Below are 18893 nucleotides of genomic sequence, written 5' to 3'. Positions count from 1 at the left end.
TCATTCCTTCGGAAAGTTGACGTTCTTGGTGACGGCTTCCCAATCGTCGATGGACGCTGAGAATGCCGCGAGCTTCTCGCGGACCGCCTTGAGCACGTCACGGCCGAGCAGCAACCGCAGCGGCGGCTCGTCGAGGGTGGCCACCATCAACACCGCCTCGGCCACCTTGCGCGGATCGCCGGGAAGATGGTTCGCGAACTCCTTGATCATCGTCTTGCGGGCGCCGACGTTCTCGTCGTAATCGCTGATCGGAGTCGATGATTCCCACATCGAGCGCGCCGCCCAGTCGGTGCGGAACGCACCCGGTTCGATGGCTGTCACCTTGATGCCGAACGGCTTGACCTCCTGGGCCAACGCCTCGGTGAGCGCTTCGAGCGCGAACTTCGTCGACGAGTAGTAGGCGTTCGGGGGATTGGCCACCAGACCGGTCATCGACGAGATGTTGATGATGTGGCCGCAGCGGCGGGCACGCATCCCGGGCAGCACCGCCTTGATCGTGTCCACCACACCGAAGTAATTGGTGTCGAACAGTTTTCGAACGGCTTCGTCCTCGCCCTCCTCGATCGCCGACAGATAGCCGTTGCCCGCGTTGTTGACCAGCACATCGATGCCACCGAACGCCTTGTCTGCAGTGCGCACCGCCGCGGTGATCTGGTCCTTGTCCGTCACGTCGAGTGCTACGGCGACCGCGCGGTCGCCGAAGCCGTCGGCCAGGTCGGCCACCGTCTCGGTCCGCCGTGCGGTCACCACCACCGAGTGCCCCGATTCCAGGGCTGCGCGTGCGATCTCGCGTCCGATTCCGGTCGAGCACCCGGTGATCAGCCAGCGGCCCATGTCAGTTCGTCCCTTCCGGAAGCCGGCGCAGATACGACGCCCGGCGCGCGGCGAGCTCGGTCGCCCGCTCCTGCGCGGACACCCGCCGAAGTGTCGGCACCTGCGCCTCGAGGCCGTCGAGCGCGACGACTCGTCCGCGGGCCCCGAGATCGGGTGTCGGTCCCTCCGGACCGAACTCGGCCATCCGCAGCGTCAGGATCGCTTCGTGCAGCCCGTTCGAGTCGATCCAGTTCGCGACGCCGGGGTCGGTGGGGGAGATGACGTAGGTGTAGGTGCCGTCCTCGTTGGGCACCGACTGGGCCTTGTTCAGGCTGCCGGTGCGGTCGACGATGTCCAGGGTGGTGCCCCAGATGTTGCTCAGCGGTACCGTGAAGTACTCAGCCCCACCGTCGCTGACGTCGACGACGAAGGCCTCGCCGGGATTCAGCTCGAACCGGCCCATCACGTACACCTGGTTGCGCATCGCACCGACCTTGTCGGCCGACCAGGCCAGGTTGAAGTTGTTCGGTGCCATCTTGTAGATGCCGTGGCTGAGCTTGCCGGTGAAGTTCGCGAAGTAGGCCATCATGTCCGCGGTCGCTTCGGCCTGTTCCTCGAGCGTCCGGGCCGGGGCCGTCGGTTCGCCGCCGAGTCGGTGCACGGTGAGGTGGTTGGGGTCGTCGTGGTCCCAGTTCAGCAACACGTCGCGGATGTAGAACTCGTGTGCTTCCGGCGTGGACTGCACATGGTTGGGCCGCCCGCCTGCCGGGTTCGAGTCCACCGTGATCACGAACGACCCGTCCGGTTCGATTTCCATGGTGCGGCCGTTGAGCACCGCGACGGTGCCCATGTGCGCGTCCCACAACGTGAAGTAGTTCTCCGTCAACCGGTGCTCACCGACACGGCCCCGGATCTCGTAGCGCTCCTCGCCGGAGATCGGGATCACCCGGTAGACGCTGTCGGGATTGTCGATGCCCCAACGTGATCCAGGGATCGGTCGGCCGCCGACCGGATGGCCCAGGCGGGTGATGCAGCTGACCTTCGGCCGGAGCTTGTCCTGATTCGACGACCACACCGCCGCCGAGAACATCACCTCGGCGAACGCATCGTCGAACACCGCGCGCATCGCCTCGGAGGCCTTGGCCCGTCCCAGCCAGGTGTCGGCGACGCGGCGGTAGGCCGCCTTGACGGTGGGGTGGCTGGTGAGCTCCAGCGCCGCGAGTTCCTGTTCGTGTTGCGACGCGGTGGCGACCGGGTCACCGGGGTACTCGGACATCAAGTGCTCCTCGAAGTATCTGCAGCGGAACGGAATCGGGAGTTGTAGGCGGTGAACCGCTCGATCAGTTCATTGCTGAGGCCGCGCCACCTCGCGCGGTCGCCTGTCGAGCCAGCGGCGCATCGCGTCGGCACTGCGATCAGAACTTCAGGTGGTGGCTGGTGTCTCCGACCTGGTCGACGAACATGATGCGGGTGTCGAACCACCACTGACCGTCGATGCGATGGAAGGTGTCGCGGTAGTGGCCCGTCACGATGATCTGCAGCGGCAGGTCCGGGGTCGCCTGGGTGACGCAGTAATACGCGCCGGCCTGCGCGGTGCCGGCCGCGTCGTCGACGACGATCCGGACGTTGCTGGTCAGGTGCCTGGTCTTGGGGGTGCCGTCCTCGTAGAGCCGGGTAGCCATCTCGTACATCCGACGGACCCCCGCCACACCGCTGAAGACCGTCTCCGGTGGGCCGTCCTCCACGCCGGCGATGCGGCCGTGGGCGAACAGGGCCGCCACCCCGTCGAGGTCGCCGGCGTCGAGCCGTTCGGCATAGGTGTAGATCAGGTTCTCGATGTCCCGGGCGCTGTCACTCATGCCGACAGCTCACGCCCCGACGAATCGAGGTGCATCGCGGTGCCCTGAAATGTTGTCATTTCTCGGTAGACAACCAGCCGGGATGTGTCATGTCAACGATTCCACGGCTAATCTCGCTGCGTGACTTCGGACTGGTCGCCGAGCCGACTCGGCAATCTCAGCGGCAAGCGCATCATCGTGACCGGTGCGACCAACGGCGTCGGCCTGGCGACGGCGCGCGCCCTGGTCCGCGCCGGCGCTCACGTCATCCTGGCGGTGCGCAATCTCGAGCTGGGCGCGCAACGCGCAGCCGAGATGGGCGGTGACACCGAGGTCGTGAAACTCGACCTCGCCGATCAGTCGTCGGTGCGCGCGTTCCCCGGCCTGTTCGACGGCAACGTGGACATCCTGATCAACAATGCCGGGCTGGTCGCGCAGACCCGGACCGAAACCGTCGACGGTTTCGAGGTCACCCTCGGTACCAACTTCCTCGGGCCGTTCGCGTTGACCAATCTGCTCTTCGACCGGGTGGGTTCGCAGATCATCAACGTCGGTTCCGACGCCCACAAGCGGGCGACCATCGCGATGGACGACCCACACCTGCGCACCCGCGCATGGTCGTCGTTTCCGGCGTACGCCCGCTCGAAACTGGCGGTCATGCTGTGGGGCCTCGAGCTCGACCGACGGCTGCGCGACGCGGGGTCACCGGTCACCGCCCAGCTGACCCACCCAGGCTGGGTGTCGTCCAACCTGACCAACATCTCCGACACCCGGGTGATGTCGGCAGTGCACTCCGCCGCCCAGGCTGTCGCCAACCGGATCGGCAACGACATCGACGCCGGCGCGGCCCCCACGCTGTACTGCATCTCGGAGCCGATCCCGCCGGGCAGCTACGTCGGGATCAACGGCAGGTTCGGGTTCAAGGGCGGCCCGACGCTCAGTGGACGCACCCCTAACGCCTGCGACTACGACACGGCCAGGGCGCTGTGGGAATTCGCCGAGGCCGAAACCGGCACCTCGCTACGGCTGTGACCTTCAGCAGCCGTCGTCGCTACCCGACCCACTTCCAGGGCTTGTCCCAGTGCCCGGGCGGGACACCGACGATCTGACCGATGTGCCCTGGTGGGACGTTGACGACCTGTCCGACGTGGCCGGGGGACGGCGGCTTGGGTGCCCACCAGTCGTCGTCCGCGGCGGCAGTACCTGCGAACCCCAGGCCGGCCGATCCGAGACCTGCGGTGATCGCGGTGGCGGCGAGAACTCTCTTCACCTGCATCGTGCACTCCTTTGCCTGGTATCTGGATGCTCGTTGCGGTCCTTCATCCGTTGTATCGCATCTTCCGCCAGACGCGTTAACGCCCGGACACCGCCTCAGACGGTGACGACCTCGTAGTCACCGAGCTGGTTCATGAGCACGTGCACCTGGTCTTGCGACGACCCGAGGGTGTGCTCGATCGCGGTGAGCCGTGCGGCATAGTGCCCGACGGGGTACTCGGCGGTGACCCCGATGCCGCCGTGCAACTGGATGGCCTCCTGGCTGATGTGGCGTCCTGAGCGGCCGATCTGCAGCTTGGCCCGTGCCGCAATGGTCGGGTCGAGATCACCGTCTGCGACCGACATCGCGGCGTACAGCGTCATGCTGCGTGCGAGTTCGAGGGAGACGTACATGTCGGCGGCGCGCTGAGTGAGCGTCTGGAACTTGCTCAGCGTGACGCCGAACTGCTTGCGCTGGGTCAGGTACTCCGCCGTCAGGCGCAGGGCTTCCTCCATCGCGCCGAGTGCTTCGGCGCACAGCGCCGACGAGATCCGCACCAGGGCGCGGCTGACGGCGGCGCCGGCGTCGACCGCCTCGCCCAGGGGTTCGGCGGCGACCTTGTCGAGGTCGATCTGTGCGCCGCGCTGACCGTCGAAGGTGCGGTACGGCTGCCGGTTCGCCGCTGCGGCATCAACCAGGAACAACCCGGTGCCACCGTCGGGCAGGGCGGCGCTGACCACCAGGGTGTCAGCACAGTCCCCGGCCAGCACCGGGTTCTTGCACCCGCTGAGGGTCCACGAATCGCCTTCGCGCGCAGCGATTGTCGTCAAAGATCCGGTGGGCAGCCGCATGCCGGGTTCGGAATGGGCGAACGCCAGCAGCCGCTCACCGGCGGCCACCTCGTCGAGCAGCGCGCGTTGTTCTGCGGTGCCCACTTCGGCGATCAGACCGCCCGGCCCCAACGCCGCGTGCACGACCGGTTCGGGCGCCAAGCGTCGACCGATCTCGGTGGCGACCAGCTGAACCTCGATCTGGCCGCCGGCGTCATCCTCGAACCCCAGCCCGAGGATGCCGATCTCGGCCAACTGGGTCCACACGTCGCGGCTCCAGCCGAGGTCACTGTCGAGGACCTTCAGCCTGCTCTCGGGGTCGTAGGTGCGCGACAGCACGTTCTTGGTGGTGTCGCGGAGCAGGACCTGCTCTTCACTGAGTTGAAAGTCCATGGTCTACCTCACAATCCGAGAATCGTCGACGCGATGATGGTGCGCTGCACTTCGTTGCTGCCGCCGTAGATCGAGGTCTTGCGGTAGTTGAGGTAGCGCGGCGCGCTGTGTTGCGCCCACTGCGGGGAGGCGACGCCGTCGGCGTGATCGGGCAGCGCGTCGGGTCCGGCGACCTCCAGCAGCAGTTCCGTCGCAAGCTGCTGCAGCTGGCTGCCGCGCAGCTTCAGCACCGACGACGCGGGGTTCGGCTTGCCGCCCTGCGAGCCCGAGGCGACCCGCATCTGGGTCAGTTCCAGCGCGAGGATGTCGTTCTCGGCTTCTGCCAGGCGCGCGGCGAACAGCGGGTCGTCGATCAGGCCGCTCGACTGCGCCCGCTGCTTGACCTCGGCGAGCCGGAGCTTGGTGCGGCCCACCTGGGCGATGCCGTTGCGCTCGTTGCCCAGCAGGAACTTCGCGTAGGTCCAGCCCTGGTTCTCTTCGCCGACGAGTTGGTCGGCCGGGACCCGGACGTCTTCGAAGAAGACCTCGTTGACCTCATAGCTGCCGTCGACCAGTTTGATCGGCCGCAGCGTGATGCCCGGAGCGTTCATGTCGATGAGCACGAACGAGATTCCCGCCTGCTTCTTCGGCGCGTCGGGGTCGGTGCGGACCAGGCAGAAGATCCAGTCGGCGTACTGACCCAGCGTCGTCCACGTCTTCTGGCCGTTGACCACGTAGGTGTCCCCGTCGCGCAGCGCCGTGGTCCGCAGCGAGGCCAGGTCCGAGCCGGCCTCGGGCTCGGAGAACCCCTGGCACCACCAGATGTCCAGCGCGGCGGTGGGCGGCAGGAAGCGCTCCTTGATCTCCTGGGAGCCGAACTCGGCGATCACCGGGCCCACCATGTTCGCGTTGAAGGTCAGCGGTTCGGGAACGCAGGCCAGCTGCATCTCGTCGAGCCAGATCTGCTGCTGGGTCGCGGTCCAGTCCTTGCCGCCCCATTCGACCGGCCAGTTGGGCACCGCAAGGCCGTTGTCATTGAGGATCTTGTGGGTGGTGACGATGTCCTCGCGGTTGGCCTCCGCGGCGACGCGGGTCCGCTCGCGGATCTCGGCCGGGATCTCGGTGCGATAGAAGTTGCGAAGCTCGTCGCGAAAGGCGGCTTCCTCGGGTGTCAGCGCCAACTGCATGGCGGCCTCCTGCTCGGGAACGGGGTCTCACTGCAGACTAACCACCTAGTTGGTCGGTAAATCAAACGTGGTGGTGACGTCGGTTTCCGGCGGTCCGGCGGCGCAGCGATACGCCAAGGCCACCTGCGACTACGCTCGGAATCATGGCTGAGTCGATCTCCGCGAAGCGGAACGCCACCGCTGTCGCGAACTTTCTTGCGGCTCAGCGGTATACGCGCGACGAGGTGTTCGCCGAGCCGTGCCCGGTGCCCGACGAAGCCGGCGCTCACGGATGGTGGTTCCGCGACATTCCGGGCGACATCGATGTCACCGGGTGCGAACAGCGGGACGGCTGGACACTGCTCTACGTCGGAATCAGCCCCGGTCCGCCCCGCGCCGACGGCAAGCCGCAGACGCCGCAGGACCTGCGCAAACGCATTCGCTACCACTTCGGTGCCGGCAATGCCGGCGCCGACGGCTCCACACTGCGAAAGTCGCTCGGGGTGCTGCTCGGCGATCAACTCGGCTTCGCGCTGCGCCGGATCGGCTCGGGCAAGCGGCAGACCTTCGCCGGCGGTGAAGCCGTGCTGACCCGGTGGATGGCAGAGAATGCCGCGGTGTCCTGGGTGCTGCATCCTGAGCCGTGGTATCTCGAGGCCAAGCTAGTCAGTGCGCTGGAGCTGCCGCTGAACTTCCAGGACAACGCCCGCAACGCGTTCGCGCCGCAGCTCAAGAAGCTGCGACGGGACGCGGCGGTGAAGGCCGGCAAGATGCGGGTCCTCGCGGAGTGGTCCTGACGCCACGCGTGCACGGCACACGGGCCGCCGCGATCTGTCCACGGATTTTCGCTCAGGAGGCGCCGCCGGAGCCCCGTGAGTCAGCGTGTCGGTCGCGACGAGGCTTCTGGGCGTCCTGAGGACCGGGACGGTCGTGCGCAGGGACGATGGGCGTGTTGCGCACCGTCTTTCCATAGCCGGCGACGGCGCTGAGGCCTCGGAAGCAGCCGGGACAGATCGGCTTGCCGTCCTTATTCACCGACCAGTTCTTGCCTCCGCCCTTGCACGCCCTGCTCGCCTTCATCAGTGCATCATCCTCTGGGGGTGAACTCGCCGTCACCATCGACGGAGCCTTCGACGTCGGGACCAGGTGGTGCTGATCCCGAGGGCGGCGACGACTTCCAGGCGGTGCGGGTCGGGATGCCGAGTTGGCCCTGGTAATGGCCGTGGAGCCAGCTTGGATGTTCGTGGTGCCCCCGGCGGTCGTTCGGTCGGCTGCGCCAACTGCCCTCGGGCCGCTGGCAGGCGAGCTACCTGCACAACGGGGTGGTCTACAAGGCGTTGGCCACGTTCCCGACCAAGAGCAGCGCCGAGCACTGGCTGCAGGCCGAGGAGGACCTGACCGCCCTCGACCGTCGCTGACCGGGGGAGTGGACCCCGCCCGCCGAATGGGCTGCCCGCCGCCAGGCCGAGAAGCTGACGTTGCGCACCTACGCCAACACGTGGCTGGACAACAAGACCAAGCTGGCACGGCGCACCCGCGACAACTACCGGGGCCACCTCGACAGCCACATCCTGCCCGCGCTGGGCGACCTCGGTCTGGCCGAGATCACGCCCGAGCACGTGCGGACGTGGTTCGCCGGGCTGGGCAGTGAGCACGAGACCCGCAACGCGCAGCCGTACGCCGTCCTCAACGGGGTGTTCAACACCGCCATGTCCGACGACCTGATCGAGCGCAACCCGTGTCGGATCAAGGGGGCGGCGCAGGTGAAGCACGCCCGCCGGTCGGTAGTGCTGCTCGACGCCGCCCAAACTGACCGAGCTGGCCGCGAAGATGCCCGACGACGCACGCCTGGCCGTGCTGCTAGCCGGTTGGTGCGCGCTGCGAATGGGTGAGGTGTTCGCGTTGCGCCGTTGCGACATCGCCGCCGACGGGTCCACGGTGCGGATCGAGCGGGCGGTGACGTACCGGGAGGGCAAGTTCGAGGTGGGGCCGACCAAGACCCGCGAATCGCGGCGCGTGGTCAGTGTGCCCCCGCACGTCCGGCCCGCTGTCGTGGACCACCTCGCGCGCCACGTCGGCGAGAGCGACGAGGCACTGGTGTTCGTGGAGCCTTCCACGGGGTCGTTCGCCGGGGAGAAGCGGTTCCGCACCGCCTGGGAGGCCGCCAGGGTGGCAGTCGGGCAGCCGGACCTGCACTTCCACGATCTGCGCCACGCGGGCGGCGTACTGTACGCACACACCGGCGCGACGCTGCGCGAGCTGATGGACTGGCTGGGCCACACCTCGCCCAACATGGCGATGCGCTACCAGCACACCGCCGAGGGGCGCACGGCCGAGCTGGCCGACAAACTCTCCGCGCTAGCCGCGACTAACCCGTAAATGTCGGGAAACTGAACCCGCACAACCTAACTCGATTGGCGCGTTTCGCGCGCAATGCAACGAAAACTCACGGCCTGCGCTATATTCGTAGGCGTTAAGGCGGCATTGGGCCGCCGCAACCCGAATAGGACCACCCGGTCCCTTCGGTTAGCGGCGAGTTCAAAGGAGACCGAAGTGTCCACCCGCACTGCCATTCCCACGCCCGAGTACGAATCGCTGCGCTCTGCGGCCGCCCGTACGGGCTACTCGGTGTTCACGTTCCGCGACAAGATCGCCAGCGGCGAGCTGCCCGCCTACCGGATAAGCGACAAGCCGGGCAGCGCCATGCGCGTCAAAGTCGCCGATGTCAATGCGCTGCTGCGCCCGGTGATTCCGGTGGAGATTCAGGCCGCTCGATAAGCATGCGCGCGTCAAATACGAACGCGCACAATCCTGTAAAGCAGTGATGCGGCCCAGCCACGCGCGTTTGGCCTCGGCGCATTCACCCCAATGGACACCGCACGCCGCGCCCGCGAGGGCAAGATTCCACCACCCCCGGCATGGATGCGCCGCCAGATCGGCGGACGATGACTCGGAGGCGCGGCGGGGTTCGGTGTCGGCATACTTCGGTTATGGCAGATCCGGCAGGCAGACCGACTTACGACGTGATCGGTACGCGGCACTATTTCGCGGGTGCACACATCCGTGCCGCCCGTTTGATGGCATCCCAATGCCGCGAACGGGAGCGTGTGGTGCTGGAAACCCGGCGCGATGCACTGCCGACCGTCGATTACGACGCTGAGTCATATGCGGTGTGTGCAATTGTCGAGTCTGCGGCGTTCTTGGAGGCGCGGGTTAATGAAGTCTGGTTCGCTGCCACGGAGCCGATCCCTGGGTCAGCGAGGCAGCGCCTCGCTGGTCTGAACGTTGCGCAGGTCGATGCCATCCGCGAGTTTGCCGAACGACCAGGCTCGGACCGTCTGCCGGTGATCGACAAGCTAGACCAGACGCTGGTCTGCGCTACTGGGCGAGGCATCGACAGGGGCACGCGGCCCGCCCAGGACGTGTGCGGCCTAGTGAAACTGCGCGACGCCTTCGTGCACTTCAAGCCGAAGCTCCAATGGGACAACGACGCGCACACCTTGCAGAAACGGCTGATCCAGTTGATGCCGGCGAACCCGTTGATGCAAGGTGCGAAACCCTGGTTCCCTCACCATGTCCTGTGCGCCGGTGTCGCGCAGTGGGCGTGCGACAAATCCGCCGAGTTCATTCACCAGTGGGAACAGGCACTCGGCCTGACCAACACCTACAGCATCGAGTACGCACTGATCATCACCGAGGGATAAGGTCAGCGTGGCGCACAATGCAGAGCGAGCAGGGTCGCCGTGGCGTGCGGCGCACTGATCAGAATGTCCACCCCTGCGCTTCGATGTACTCCATGAGGTTGAGGCACGGCACCCCGAGGTCACCGCACACATCAGGGATGCGCGGCTTGTCCAGATTACCGGTCGCGGTTTCCTCGGTGACGACGGTGCCGTTGCGCACCATCGCCAGCGCGATGACGAACGGGTCAGCACCGCTGCGCCTTCCACCTTGACGGACGAGCCGGTCGTGCACGGTGAGTATCTGGGCAGCGCTTTGCTGTATCGGCGTCTCAAGCGGCACGAACAGGTCAGGCTGCGCGTCGGCCCACCGCTTGGCGTCGTCATCACGCCTGCTCAGCTCGCGCTGCACCTCGTCCACCGACCTGATCTGTCCTGCCGCGACGGCGTCCTCGATCTGCACCCATAGCGTTTGAAACACCGTGGGCCGGAACAGGTCACGTCGCCCGTTGAGGATCGCACTGGTGTCGAACGAGTAGAACCGGTCGGTCACACAACGCTCCGCAGCTCGGCGGACTCGGCCAGACGCGGAATCTGGCTCACCTTCGCGTCCAGGTAGATCGCAGCGGTGTTGCTGTCGATGACCCGGCGGCGGTGGGCGTCGGCGACGGCGCGCACGTAGCCCTTGCCGAGGTCGCGCACGGTGTTGCGGTACCAATCCCCACCGCCGGTCGACCGTGCGCGGTCGGCCTCCTCATCATGGGCGGCGATGAACTCCGCGCGGCGCTGCCGGTACAGCTCGACCGGCACCAGACCCAACGTGGACAGCCGCCGCAGGAACGCCTCGGCGCTCACACCGAACTGCGCAGCTACCGGGCGCAGCGTCTCGTAGGTCCACGAGGCCGGGATGTCGGTGCGCGCGATGACTTCGGGTCTCCCGCGCACCTGGGCGGCGGGCATCAGTACGGCGGCGGCGATGGAGTTGCACCGCGCCTCCAAGGTCCGGTTGGCGCTGCGGGGCCGGTCGTCGGTCACCACGTCGCACAACCCCTCGGTGTGCAACACCAGGTGGACGAACTCGTGCAGCAGCGAGAACAGTCGCGGGCGGGGGTAATCGCCGCCGTTGAGCACGATCACCGGCAGCACGTCGAAGTAGAGCGACATGCCGCGCATCTCGTCCACGGCCACCTTGCCGCCACGGGTCGCCAGCACCAGCACCCCGGACGCCTCGATGGCCGAGACCCACGCATTCAGGTGCTCGTAGGGCGTCGGCGAGTTCGGCGGGATGGGCAGCGGCCCGACCTCGATCAGGGCCGCGCGGATGCGCGTCGCGATGTCGGCGTCGCTGTCGTCTTCGGACACCGGGACGCGCCAGGCGTCGGGCAGCTCGCGCTCCTCGGTCTCGGCCAGCTCCAATGCGTAGTCACGCTGTGTATGCGCTCGCCGGAACTCCTCATGCAGCTCGGGCGACCACTTCCCGCCGTCGGCACCGTCGAGCCGCCGGAAGTCGCGCAGGGTGTCGAACCCCTCGGGCGGCGCGGGAAGGAAGAACACCGCCAGCGACCGCTTGTACACCTCGGCCGCCTTGCGCAACTGCGCAATGGTCGGCACCGCCGTGCCCGCCTCCCACGCGGCCACCCGGTCGTCGGGCACCCCGATCTTGCGCGATGCCGCGACCTCGATCAGGCCGCACGACTCACGCGCCCAGCGGAGCACCGATGGCTCAACGGGGGCGGGTATGGACGGCATGCTCACGATGATGCACCACCCCTACCCACAAGGGTCACCAATCAGCCAGCACGCGGGGGCGCACCGGCGTGAACGCGCTTCTCGGGGGTGTCGCGCCGCCGCCCGAGAGTGTCGGTGCGCGGTCGTACAGTGCGGCCATGGCCTCAGCACCACCTACACCACAAGCCGTCATCGAGGGATTCCTTCTGCGGACCCGGCGTGTGATGGCGCACTCGCTGATCCGCGAGCAGGCGGCGCTGATGAGCAAGCTCCACTCCGGCCAGGTCACGATCTGGGTCACGGTCAACACCAAGACCGGCGAGGAGAGCCACCGGCTGCAAGTCGAATACCCGCCGGAGGAGGCGTTGGAGTCGCTGGCCAGCCGGGTACGTCCGCTGATCCTCAGCAGCGAGCCGATCTATTACGCCAGGGCGCTCGACGCGCTGGAACAGCTCGTCGGGACCGAGGCCCTGAACGAGGAAATTGACCTGACCTGGTGGCGCGACTATTGGCGCGCCGTCATCGACGCCAACCTGGCGGCGCAGGCGTACTGGGTGGCTACGCCCAGCGGCACCACCACCGACCGAAAGCTGATGTACGCCTGGCTCTACGGCGATGTGATCCACGCGCAGTCGCGGAGGTCGTCGGTCATCCGCGACCTCAGCATCGACCAGCGGTACTACGCCGCCGCACCAGGCATCGCACGCATATGCGACCGGGTGATCTACACCCACATCATGCTCAAAGGCCTGATCGACAAGGGCATGCTGACAGTGGATCCGGAGGTGCTGAACGAGGCCGTGGTGGTCACAAAAACGAGCGTTGACGAGGAGGTGACCGTCCGCGTCTCCGACGTTGGCGTGCCGGTGCCTGATGACCTCACCACCATCGGCCCCGACGCGCTCGATCCTGCGGTCTGGCGCACCCCGCACCAGGACATCGCGGCGCTGCGAGCCGATGCCGACTAGCGGCTGCGGGGCTGTGGCTGGCGAGTGAGGAACGCTGTGTTTCTGTGGAGCGGCCTGGCGGCGCTGAGTGCACCCGCCGCCGCCGATAGCTTGTCGATTGTGCTGTTGAGCCATCCGGTGTCGATAGGGAACGCGCGACCGGGCCCCCGCCAGTCGGCGGGCCTCCAGCGGTATAGGCGTTGGTCTTCACCGATGGTCGCCGGTCGCGCATGAAGCATGTCGTTGCGTAGTTCAGCTGCGTCGCTCAGCAACTCACCTGCGCGCTCGACAAAGATCCGCACGTCGTCATCGCTGATACCGTTCGCTGCCTTGGTCAATGCGCCAGCGATCTGGCCGGTGGACTTGCCCGCTAGGGCCGACGTGGTGAGTTCAGGTGGGAGGTACTGCGCCAACCCCGGCAGATCGCCCAGAATGGTCCATTCGAGCGAGCTGACCATATAGGCCACCTAGCCGATAAGGATGAGGTAGTCGTCCTCGGGCAGAGCGACTCGCGCGGTTCTGGCCATGATGACACTGTGACCGATTGGACCGACACGTATGGCCATGCAATCTCGCACGTATGTTGCAAGCATTAGTCAGTAACATGGCCTGACCTGGTGCCCCCGGCAGGATTCGAACCTGCGGCCTTCTGCTCCGGAGGCAGACGCTCTATCCCCTGAGCTACGGGGGCGCATACCGAACTGACTGCGCCAATGGGCGTGGCTAGCCTAGCGCATACCCACGAGGGGAAATGGATTCGGGGCGCGAAGACCCCAGACCATAGGATGGACCCCCGTGACCCCCGCCGATCTGGCTGAGCTGCTCAGGACCACCGCCGCCGCGGTGCTCTCCGAGCACGCCCTCGACCCCGCCGCGCTGCCTGCGACCGTCACCGTCGAGCGTCCCCGCAACCCCGAGCACGGCGACTACGCCACCAACCTTGCCCTGCAACTCGGCAAGAAGGTCGGCGCCAACCCGCGTGAGCTGGCCGGTTGGCTGGCCGCGGCGCTGGCCGAGCAGGACGGCATCGCGGCCGCCGACGTCGCCGGACCCGGGTTCGTCAACCTCCGGATCGAGGCATCGGCCCAGAACGTCATCGTCGGAAACGTCATCGCCGCGGGCGCCGGCTACGGCACCTCGGCGGACCTGGGCCTCAAGGTCAACCTGGAGTTCGTCTCGGCCAACCCCACCGGACCCATCCACATCGGCGGGACCAGGTGGGCCGCCGTCGGCGACGCGCTGGGCCGGCTGCTGAGCACCCAGGGTGCCGAGGTGGTACGGGAGTACTACTTCAATGACCACGGCGCGCAGATCGACCGGTTCACCAACTCGCTGATCGCCGCCGCCAAGGGTGAGCCCGCCCCCGGGGACGGCTACGCGGGTTCCTACATCGCCGACATCGCCTCGGCAGTGCTCGACAAGGAACCCGACGCGCTGGGCCTGCCGGACAGCGAGATGCGCGAGACGTTCCGCGCGATCGGCGTGAACCTGATGTTCGACCACATCAAGGAATCGCTGCACCAGTTCGGCACCGACTTCGACGTCTACACCCACGAAGACTCGATGCACACCTCCGGTCGTGTCGATCAGGCCATCGCCAAGCTGCGCGAGACCGGAAGCATCTACGAGTCCGACGGCGCGGTCTGGTTGCGCACCACCGACTTCGGTGACGACAAAGACCGTGTCGTGATCAAGAGCGACGGTCAGCCCGCCTACATCGCGGGTGACCTGGCGTACTTCCTGGACAAGCGGCAGCGCGGCTTCGACCTGTGCATCTACATGCTCGGCGCCGACCACCACGGCTACATCGCACGCCTGAAGGCCGCCGCCGCCGCGCTCGGTGACGACCCCGACACCGTCGAGGTGCTGATCGGCCAGATGGTCAACCTGGTGCGTGACGGGCAACCGGTGCGGATGAGCAAGCGGGCCGGCACCGTCATCACGCTCGACGACCTCGTCGACGCCATCGGGGTGGACGCCGCCCGCTACGCGCTGATCCGCAGCTCGGTCGACACCCCGATCGACATCGACCTGGCCCTGTGGTCCTCGGCATCGGCCGAGAACCCGGTCTACTACGTGCAGTACGCCCACGCGCGGCTGTCGGCGCTGGCCCGCAACGCCGCCGAACTGGGCATCACACCCGGCACCGACCATCTCGACCTGCTGACCCACGACAAGGAAGGCACGCTGATCCGCAACATCGGCGAGTTTCCCCGCGTCTTGAAAACCGCCGCTGACCTGCGCGAGCCCCACCGGGTGTCGCGCTATCTGGAAGACCTGGCCGGTGACTACCACCGCTTCTACGATTCCTGCCGGGTGCTCCCGCAGGGTGACGAGGAGCCCGGCCCACTGCACGCCGCGCGGCTGGCGCTGTGTCAGGCCACCCGCCAGGTCATCGCCAACGGACTGAACATCCTCGGTGTCAGCGCCCCGGAGCGGATGTGAGCGCGCATCCGGCCGGCCCCCGGCACGCCGAAGAGATGCACCACGGCGGGGCGCCCGACCGTCCGCGCGACGCCGCCGACGTGGCGGTGCTGGCGCCGAATGTGTGGCCGCACAACGCAGTCCGTGATGGCGACGGAGCCGTGTCGATCGCCGGGGTCCCGGTCACCGAGATCGCCGCGGAGTTCGGCACGCCAGTCTTCGTCATCGACGAGGCCGACTTCCGGGCGCGCTGTCGCGACATCTCGGCCGCGTTCGGCGGTGGCGAGTCGGTCCGGTACGCGGCCAAGGCGTTCCTGTGCACCGAGGTGGCCCGCTGGGTCGACGAGGAAGGCCTGTCGCTCGACGTCGCGAGCGGGGGAGAACTCGCGGTGGCGCTGCACGCGGGGTTCCCGGCCGAGCGGATCGCGTTGCACGGCAACAACAAATCGGTCGCCGAGCTGACCGCGGCGGTCGCCGGCGGTGTCGGGCACGTCGTGCTGGACTCGATGATCGAGATCGACCGGCTCGACCGGATCGCGGGCGAGGCCGGGATCGTGCAGGACGTGCTAGTCCGGGTCACGGTCGGGGTCGAGGCGCACACCCACGAGTTCATCTCCACCGCCCACGAGGACCAGAAGTTCGGGTTGTCGCTGGCCAGCGGTGCCGCCATGGCCGCGGTGCGCGCGGTTTTCCAAGCCGACAACCTGCGACTGGTCGGCCTGCACAGCCACATCGGTTCGCAGATCTTCGACGTGGCGGGTTTCGAGTTGGCCGCCCACCGGGTGATCGGGCTGCTGCGGGATGTGGTCGCCGAGTTCGGTGTCGACAAGACCGCGCAGATCGCGATCGTCGACCTCGGCGGCGGGCTGGGCATCTCCTACCTCCCGCAGGACCACCCGCCGCCGATGAAGGAACTTGCCGACAAGCTGCAGGCGATCGTGCGCAGCGAATCCGCCGCCGTGGGTCTGCCCGCGCCCACCCTGGTGGTCGAACCGGGGCGCGCGATCGCCGGACCGGGCACCATCACCCTCTACGAGGTCGGCACCGTCAAGGACGTCGCGGTGGCCTCCGACAGGCACCGCCGATACGTGAGTGTGGACGGCGGGATGAGCGACAACATCCGGACGTCGCTGTACGGCGCCGAGTACGACGTGCGGCTGCTCTCGCGGGTCAGCGAGGCGGCACCGACACTGTCTCGGGTCGTCGGGAAGCACTGCGAGAGCGGCGATATCGTCGTGCGCGACGCATGGATGCCCGACGACGTGGCCCCGGGTGACCTACTGGGCGTGGCAGCGACCGGCGCATACTGCTATTCGATGTCGAGCCGCTACAACCTGATCGGCCGACCGGCCGTGGTGGCCGTGCGCGACGGGCGGGCACGTCTGATCCTGCGCCGGGAGACGGTCGAGGATCTCTTGAGTCTGGAAGTGAGGTGAGCGTGAGTAACGCAATCGGCGTAGCCGTGCTGGGTCTGGGCAATGTCGGCAGCCAGGTGGTGCGCATCATCAACGAGAGCGCCGCGGATCTGACCGCTCGTATCGGCGCGCCGCTGGAGATCCGCGGTATCGGGGTGCGACGGGTGGACGCCGACCGTGGCGTTCCGGTCGAGTTGCTCACCGACAACATCGAGGAACTGGTGTCCCGCGAGGACGTCGACATCGTCGTCGAACTCATGGGGCCGGTGGAACCGGCGCGCAAGGCGATCCTGACCGCGCTCGAGCAGGGCAAATCGGTGGTGACCGCCAACAAGGCGTTGATGGCGGTGTCCACCGGCGAACTCGCCCAGGCCGCTGAGAACGCCCGCGTCGACCTGTATTTCGAGGCGGCCGTCGCCGGTGCCATCCCCGTGGTCCGCCCGCTGACCCAGTCGCTGGCCGGAGACACCGTCCTGCGGGTGGCCGGGATCGTGAACGGCACCACCAACTACATCCTGTCCGAGATGGACAGCACCGGCGCCGATTACGCCTCGGCACTCGCCGACGCCTGCTCGCTCGGATACGCGGAGGCGGACCCGACCGCGGACGTGGAGGGCTATGACGCGGCAGCCAAGGCGGCCATCCTGGCGTCGATCGCTTTCCACACCCGGGTCACCACCGACGACGTCTATCGCGAAGGCATCAGCACCGTCACCGCGGCCGACTTCGAGTCGGCCCGCGCGCTGGGCTGCACGATCAAGCTGCTGGCGATCTGCGAACGGCTCATCACCGATGAGGGGCAGCAGCGCGTTTCGGCGCGCGTCTACCCGGCGCTGGTGCCGCTGGATCACCCGCTGGCCTCGGTCAACGGCGCGTTCAACGCGGTGGTCGTCGAAGCCGAAGCCGCGGGGCGGCTGATGTTCTACGGCCAGGGCGCCGGAGGTGCGCCGACGGCGTCGGCGGTATTGGGTGATCTGGTGATGGCGGCCAGAAACCGGGTTCAGGGTGGTCGCGGACCCCGTGAATCCAAGTACGCCAAGCTGCCGGTGGCGCCGATCGGGTTCATCCCCACCCGCTACTACGTCAACATGAACGTCGCGGACCGGCCGGGCGTTCTGTCCGCTGTGGCAGCGGAGTTCAGCAAGCGCGAGGTCAGCATCGCCGAGGTGCGCCAGGAGGGCATGGTCGACGACGGAGGTCAGCGCTGCGGTGCGCGCATCGTCGTCGTCACCCACCAGGCGACAGACGCGGCCCTCTCGGAAACGGTTGCAGCGCTGGCCGACCTGGAGGTCGTGCAGAGTATCAACAGCGTGCTGCGCATGGAAGGGACCACAGAGTGAGTACCACCGCGCCGAGAGCCGTGCATCAGCCCTGGCCCGGCCTGATCGAGGCGTACCGTGACCGGCTGCCTGTCGACGACAGCTGGACGCCGATCACGCTGCGCGAGGGAGGCACTCCGCTGCTGCCGGCGCCGCGGTTGTCCGAGTACACCGGGTGCACAGTGCATCTGAAGGTCGAAGGACTCAACCCGACCGGGTCGTTCAAGGACCGCGGAATGACGATGGCGGTGACCGAGGCGGTGGCCCGCGGGCAGCAGGCGGTGCTGTGCGCCTCCACGGGCAACACCTCCGCGTCGGCGGCGGCGTATGCCGCGCGCGCCGGCATCACCTGTGCAGTGCTGGTGCCGCAGGGAAAGATCGCGATGGGCAAGCTGGCCCAGGCTGTGATGCACGGCGCGAAGATCATTCAGATCGACGGCAACTTCGACGACTGCCTCGAACTCGCCCGCAAGCTCACCTCTGATTTCCCGAGCGTGTCACTTGTCAACTCGGTCAACCCGTTTCGTATCGAGGGACAGAAGACCGCGGCGTTCGAGATCGTCGACGCACTCGGCGAGGCGCCCGACGTGCACGCGTTGCCCGTCGGCAACGCCGGCAACATCACGGCCTACTGGAAGGGTTACACCGAATACCACCACGACGGTCTGGCCGGCCGATTGCCGCGAATGCTGGGCACGCAGGCCGCCGGCGCGGCACCGCTGGTCCTCGGTGAGCCGGTCAGCGACCCCGAGACCATCGCCACCGCCATCCGGATCGGTTCGCCGGCTTCGTGGACCTCGGCAGTGGAGGCGCAGCAGGAGTCCAAGGGTCGCTTCCTCGCCGCCACCGACGAGGAGATCCTCGCCGCCTACCATCTGGTGGCCCGGGCGGAGGGCGTCTTCGTCGAACCCGCGTCGGCGGCGAGCATCGCGGGTCTGCTGAAGTCGATCGAAGACGGCTGGGTCGCCAAGGGTTCCACGGTGGTGTGCACCGTGACCGGAAACGGACTCAAGGACCCCGACACCGCCCTGAAGGGGATGCCTGCGGTGATCCCGGTACCCGTCGACCCTGTGGCCGTGGTCGCCAAGCTCGGCCTGGTCTAGAAC

The 18893-nt window shown here is 67.4% G+C and carries 20 protein-coding genes, 1 tRNA gene and 1 pseudogene; 12 read left to right on the top strand and 10 right to left on the bottom strand.

All coding sequences use genetic code 11. The features are described from left to right. The 3 genes from BEMPMBAN_RS14050 to BEMPMBAN_RS14040 all read right to left on the bottom strand — a co-directional run bounded on the left by BEMPMBAN_RS14050 (position 1) and on the right by BEMPMBAN_RS14040 (position 2672). Positions 1-834 (bottom strand): oxidoreductase, encoded by an 834-nt coding sequence (locus BEMPMBAN_RS14050; protein ID WP_159230995.1) that lies wholly within the window; start codon positions 832-834, stop codon positions 1-3. A 1-nt stretch (position 835) separates the two neighbouring features. Then, positions 836-2089 (bottom strand): DUF1214 domain-containing protein, encoded by a 1254-nt coding sequence (locus tag BEMPMBAN_RS14045; RefSeq protein ID WP_159230994.1) that lies wholly within the window; start codon positions 2087-2089, stop codon positions 836-838. A 139-nt stretch (positions 2090-2228) separates the two neighbouring features. Next, a complete protein-coding gene (locus BEMPMBAN_RS14040) occupies positions 2229-2672 on the bottom strand; it encodes a nuclear transport factor 2 family protein (protein WP_159230993.1) in 444 nt (147 codons plus the stop codon). A gap of 120 nt (positions 2673-2792) precedes the next feature. Here BEMPMBAN_RS14040 and BEMPMBAN_RS14035 point away from each other — a divergent pair, with 120 nt between their 5' ends. Further along, positions 2793-3683, top strand: coding sequence for an SDR family NAD(P)-dependent oxidoreductase (locus BEMPMBAN_RS14035; protein ID WP_159230992.1), 891 nt, complete (start codon positions 2793-2795; stop codon positions 3681-3683). Between the two features lie 19 nt (positions 3684-3702). Here the strand turns inward: BEMPMBAN_RS14035 and BEMPMBAN_RS14030 are convergent, their stop codons facing one another. The 3 genes from BEMPMBAN_RS14030 to BEMPMBAN_RS14020 all read right to left on the bottom strand — a co-directional run bounded on the left by BEMPMBAN_RS14030 (position 3703) and on the right by BEMPMBAN_RS14020 (position 6295). After that, positions 3703-3927, bottom strand: coding sequence for a hypothetical protein (locus BEMPMBAN_RS14030; RefSeq protein WP_159230991.1), 225 nt, complete (start codon positions 3925-3927; stop codon positions 3703-3705). Positions 3928-4022: 95 nt separating this feature from the next. Further along, positions 4023-5129 (bottom strand): acyl-CoA dehydrogenase family protein, encoded by a 1107-nt coding sequence (locus tag BEMPMBAN_RS14025; protein ID WP_159230990.1) that lies wholly within the window; start codon positions 5127-5129, stop codon positions 4023-4025. Positions 5130-5137: 8 nt separating this feature from the next. Further along, positions 5138-6295 carry an acyl-CoA dehydrogenase family protein gene (locus tag BEMPMBAN_RS14020; protein WP_159230989.1) on the bottom strand — a complete coding sequence of 386 codons (1158 nt, stop codon included), beginning with the start codon at positions 6293-6295 and terminating at the stop codon, positions 5138-5140. A 143-nt stretch (positions 6296-6438) separates the two neighbouring features. Between BEMPMBAN_RS14020 and BEMPMBAN_RS14015 the strand changes: the two genes are divergently transcribed. The 6 genes from BEMPMBAN_RS14015 to BEMPMBAN_RS14000 all read left to right on the top strand — a co-directional run bounded on the left by BEMPMBAN_RS14015 (position 6439) and on the right by BEMPMBAN_RS14000 (position 9978). Next, on the top strand, positions 6439-7071 hold the full coding sequence (locus tag BEMPMBAN_RS14015) for a GIY-YIG nuclease family protein (RefSeq protein ID WP_159230988.1): 633 nt from the start codon (positions 6439-6441) through the stop codon (positions 7069-7071). A 474-nt stretch (positions 7072-7545) separates the two neighbouring features. Then, complete coding sequence (locus BEMPMBAN_RS33255; protein WP_483238003.1) at positions 7546-7692, top strand: hypothetical protein; 147 nt, start codon at positions 7546-7548, stop codon at positions 7690-7692. Positions 7693-7752: 60 nt separating this feature from the next. Next, positions 7753-8166 (top strand): N-terminal phage integrase SAM-like domain-containing protein, encoded by a 414-nt coding sequence (locus BEMPMBAN_RS32625; RefSeq protein ID WP_234897450.1) that lies wholly within the window; start codon positions 7753-7755, stop codon positions 8164-8166. Then, positions 8105-8653 (top strand): site-specific integrase, encoded by a 549-nt coding sequence (locus tag BEMPMBAN_RS32620; protein ID WP_234897449.1) that lies wholly within the window; start codon positions 8105-8107, stop codon positions 8651-8653. The genes BEMPMBAN_RS32625 and BEMPMBAN_RS32620 overlap by 62 nt, the downstream gene beginning before the upstream one ends. A gap of 174 nt (positions 8654-8827) precedes the next feature. Continuing rightward, positions 8828-9052, top strand: a complete 225-nt coding sequence (locus tag BEMPMBAN_RS14005) for a MerR family transcriptional regulator (protein WP_159230987.1) — start codon at positions 8828-8830, stop codon at positions 9050-9052. A 212-nt stretch (positions 9053-9264) separates the two neighbouring features. Next, positions 9265-9978, top strand: coding sequence for a hypothetical protein (locus BEMPMBAN_RS14000; protein WP_159230986.1), 714 nt, complete (start codon positions 9265-9267; stop codon positions 9976-9978). A 58-nt stretch (positions 9979-10036) separates the two neighbouring features. On the opposite strand, the gene BEMPMBAN_RS13995 is transcribed toward BEMPMBAN_RS14000, so the two are convergent. Further along, positions 10037-10507, bottom strand: a complete 471-nt coding sequence (locus BEMPMBAN_RS13995) for a DUF4411 family protein (protein WP_159230985.1) — start codon at positions 10505-10507, stop codon at positions 10037-10039. After that, positions 10504-11734, bottom strand: a pseudogene (locus BEMPMBAN_RS13990) (XRE family transcriptional regulator). The gene BEMPMBAN_RS13995 and the pseudogene BEMPMBAN_RS13990 overlap by 4 nt, the downstream one beginning before the upstream one ends. A gap of 106 nt (positions 11735-11840) precedes the next feature. Here BEMPMBAN_RS13990 and BEMPMBAN_RS13985 point away from each other — a divergent pair. Beyond that, a complete protein-coding gene (locus tag BEMPMBAN_RS13985) occupies positions 11841-12650 on the top strand; it encodes a hypothetical protein (protein WP_159230983.1) in 810 nt (269 codons plus the stop codon). Here BEMPMBAN_RS13985 and BEMPMBAN_RS13980 read toward each other — a convergent pair. Beyond that, positions 12647-13087 (bottom strand): hypothetical protein, encoded by a 441-nt coding sequence (locus BEMPMBAN_RS13980; protein ID WP_159230982.1) that lies wholly within the window; start codon positions 13085-13087, stop codon positions 12647-12649. The two genes, BEMPMBAN_RS13985 and BEMPMBAN_RS13980, sit on opposite strands and share 4 nt — an antisense overlap. Positions 13088-13244: 157 nt before the next feature. After that, positions 13245-13320 (bottom strand) — tRNA-Arg (locus BEMPMBAN_RS13975). A 104-nt stretch (positions 13321-13424) separates the two neighbouring features. On the opposite strand from BEMPMBAN_RS13975, the gene argS reads away from it, so the two are divergent. From argS to thrC, 4 genes are read left to right on the top strand one after another with little or no spacing between them, the layout of a single operon-like run. Beyond that, positions 13425-15074, top strand: coding sequence for an arginine--tRNA ligase (gene argS / locus BEMPMBAN_RS13970; protein ID WP_159230981.1), 1650 nt, complete (start codon positions 13425-13427; stop codon positions 15072-15074). Then, a complete protein-coding gene (gene lysA / locus BEMPMBAN_RS13965) occupies positions 15071-16489 on the top strand; it encodes a diaminopimelate decarboxylase (protein ID WP_159230980.1) in 1419 nt (472 codons plus the stop codon). The genes argS and lysA overlap by 4 nt, the downstream gene beginning before the upstream one ends. A gap of 2 nt (positions 16490-16491) precedes the next feature. Continuing rightward, positions 16492-17808: a homoserine dehydrogenase gene (locus BEMPMBAN_RS13960; RefSeq protein ID WP_159230979.1), complete on the top strand. Its 1317-nt coding sequence runs from the start codon at positions 16492-16494 to the stop codon at positions 17806-17808. After that, positions 17805-18890 (top strand): threonine synthase, encoded by a 1086-nt coding sequence (gene thrC, locus BEMPMBAN_RS13955; protein ID WP_159230978.1) that lies wholly within the window; start codon positions 17805-17807, stop codon positions 18888-18890. Before BEMPMBAN_RS13960 ends, thrC begins: the two co-directional genes overlap by 4 nt. Positions 18891-18893 lie beyond the last annotated feature (3 nt).

This window comes from Mycolicibacterium austroafricanum, from assembly GCF_902705885.1.
Taxonomy (GTDB): domain Bacteria; phylum Actinomycetota; class Actinomycetes; order Mycobacteriales; family Mycobacteriaceae; genus Mycobacterium; species Mycobacterium vanbaalenii_A.
Note: the sequence above shows the minus strand (reverse complement) of the source record. Positions and strands in the feature narration are given on the sequence as shown.